Source organism: Streptomyces sp. NPDC056231 (genome assembly GCF_048270745.1).
Classification (GTDB): domain Bacteria; phylum Actinomycetota; class Actinomycetes; order Streptomycetales; family Streptomycetaceae; genus Streptomyces.
In genome coordinates this window covers 1-2,707 of record NZ_JBLVKW010000181.1, presented here as the reverse complement: position 1 = coordinate 2,707, position 2,707 = coordinate 1, and the positions used below count along the sequence as shown (strand labels likewise).

The following is a 2,707-nucleotide window of genomic DNA, read 5'->3' as shown; positions in this document are numbered from 1 at the left end:
GGCGGAGCGCTGGTTCAGCGGGGCGGATGGGGAGTCGGGGAAGCGGTTCGGGAACGAGACGATCCGCGTCACCCCGGACGGCGAGGTCAGCATCAGACTGCCTGCCCCGCTCGCGCACCTGGCCAACGCCGAGCACGGCCGGTACACCCTCACTACCCGGATCGCATTCGCGCACCGGGGCGCGGAGTGGGCCGACCGCATCACCGCAAACCGGGCCGTCGCCTACCGCATCCACCTCGACACCCGGCGCGGCCGCTGGTACCTCACCGCGTCCTGGCAACGCCCCGTCGTGCAGACCATCCCGTTGGAGACCGCCCGCGCCCGGGGCATGGTCGGTGTCGATACCAACGCCGATCACTTCGCCGCCTACCGGCTCGACCGGCACGGCAACCCCGTCGGTGACCCGCGCCGCTTCCCCTACGACCTGTCCGGGACCGCCAGTCACCGCGACGCGCAGATCCGCCACGCCCTCACTCGGCTGATCAACTGGGCCAAGCGTGGCGGTGTCGCCGCGATCGGTATCGAAGACCTCGACTTCGCCGCCGAGAAGACCCGGGAGAAGCACGGCCGCAGGAAACGGTTCCGGCAGCTCATCTCCGGCATCCCGACCGGCAAGCTCAAGGCCCGGCTGGTGTCGATGGCCGCCGAACAGGGCCTTGCGATTGTCGCGGTCGATCCCGCCTACACCAGCCTGTGGGGTGCGCAGCACTGGCAGAAGCCGCTGGCCACCCCGCACCGCACCATGTCCCGTCACGATGCCGCGGGCATCGCGATCGGACGACGCGCCCTCGGACACCCGGTCCGGCGAAGGACGGCACCGCCCCCGCACGACCGGAGCGATCGTGCGGGGCATCGGACCGTCCAGGCCGGACCAGGTGACTGGGGGCGTGAGGGAACCCGCCCACCCGCAACGGACCGGCCCCCTGGAGGGCCGTCACCGAACGGGACGCGAAAGCGGGAACCCAGCGCATCCAACACCGTTCGGGATGCGCCCGGTACGCAGCAGTGGGTCCAGGACTCATTTATGCACACTGGCTAGGAACGGTCGATCTCTACTCTGGCGGCGCGGGCGGTAAATCGGTACGTCATGAGAGGGCTCTATCAGTGTGTCCCGCTGAGGCATGAGGCAGCGCGGACCCCGACAGTGGAGGGGGGCGCAAGCCACCCGCAAGGATGCCCACGAAGTCGCAGCGCGGGTCCGCAGAGAAGCCGAGGTCACACGCATCATCGCCATGCGGACGACGAGCCGCCTCTGGCGTAATCACCTAGCGCAGACCATCTCCACGCTCGAACTGGGCCTGCCCGTTGACCATGCCTCCTTCGACGGGGCGGTGGCCACCGCCCGGAATGCTGCGCAGTCCGCCCCTTGACCACGGTCTGCACGATGGCATCTGGGGCAAGCAGACCCAGCACTTCCTGATCCGCAGGGCGAACGACCCGTATCGTCCAGACATGGACACCACTGCTTCACCCCGCGTCCTCGTCATCGGCTTTGATCCGTATCGGGTGCCCGGGCCATGGGATCCTGAGCCGGTAGCCAAGGCGATCGAGGCGGGACTGACCAAGTTCGCCGAACATGGCGTGGGCGTCGAGACCTGTCTAATCGGCCTTGATGGAAGTGACGACGTGGAAGCGGTCGTCGGGAATGCGCTGCGAGCCCATCCGTGGGAGTGCGTCACCATCGGCGGTGGCCTGCGGCACTCAGACGATCAAGTTGAACTCCTCGAGCAAGTAATCAACCTGGTTCGGCAGCACGCCCCCGATGCGGCCATCGCGTTCAACAGCACCCCAGCCACTACCTACGAGGCTGCTGCCCGTTGGATCGAGTGATGGCAGCAAACTACGGGACCTGAGCGCCACCTCCTGACTCATCGTCGGGACGCTCGACGAGCTGGCCGCGCTGGAAGCCGGCGCCTGCTCGGACGAGGTGACGAGGTGGGGTGCGTTGACCGCGCGCCAGCCGGCCCGGGCAGGCTCCACGAGCTTGAAGACCATGGCCAGGGCCGCGGTGCGGGAGCCAGCGCCCCGGGTGACCTTGGTCCGCAGGCGAACGGTGGAGAACGTGGACTCGATCGGAATCGTGGTCCGCAGATAGATCCAGTGCTCGGCCGGGAAATCGAAAAACACCAGCAGCTCCTCTTGGTCGTCAGTGATCTTCTTGACGGCTTTCACGAACTTCGCCCAGTAGGGCTGGGCGAACGCCTTGATCGCCGCCTCGGCGTGGTCGCAGTCCTCGGCCGTGCAGATGTCCTGGATCGCCTTCTTCGCACCTGGCTGCACGGACTTCGGCATGGAGTCGAGCACGTGTGTCAGAAATATCTGGAGTGCAGGCAATCGATGGCTCAACAAGGACTACTGGCAGCGGAGAGGGTGCCATGGATCGCAATCACTGATCGGCGGCCGGACTCCCCGCAGGTCATCGCCTGGCGAGCCGCGTGTCATTGCCGACAGAGAGCGACGGAGAGCGCCGCGCGCGGCGAAGACGTGCGCCGGCTCCCTGCCCGGCTGTTTTGGCTTTCGGCCCGCCAACTGGCCTGTCGCTTTACGTGGGGCTTGTTGTATGACGGCCTGTTAATTCTGGAGCGCAGCGGAGGAATCGGCCCCGAAAGGCATGCTCTGTGTGGGTGGTTAAAACGACAATATGTGTGGTGGTGTTGGTGTTGGTGGGGGTGGGGGTGGGAGTGTGGGGGTGGTTCCCGGCGATGGT

General features: G+C 66.8%; 1 protein-coding gene and 2 pseudogenes. 2 read left to right on the top strand and 1 reads right to left on the bottom strand.

From position 1 onward, the window contains the following. Together ACNPQM_RS43900 and ACNPQM_RS43895 are read left to right on the top strand one after the other, a co-directional pair. A pseudogene (locus tag ACNPQM_RS43900) lies at positions 1-1,039 on the top strand (IS200/IS605 family accessory protein TnpB-related protein); the annotation flags it as partial. 413 nt (positions 1,040-1,452) lie between these two features. After that, positions 1,453-1,830, top strand: a complete 378-nt coding sequence (locus tag ACNPQM_RS43895; RefSeq protein ID WP_358862336.1) for a hypothetical protein — start codon at positions 1,453-1,455, stop codon at positions 1,828-1,830. A 10-nt stretch (positions 1,831-1,840) separates the two neighbouring features. Here ACNPQM_RS43895 and ACNPQM_RS43890 read toward each other — a convergent pair. Continuing rightward, positions 1,841-2,307, bottom strand: a pseudogene (locus tag ACNPQM_RS43890) (transposase); the annotation flags it as partial. Positions 2,308-2,707 lie beyond the last annotated feature (400 nt).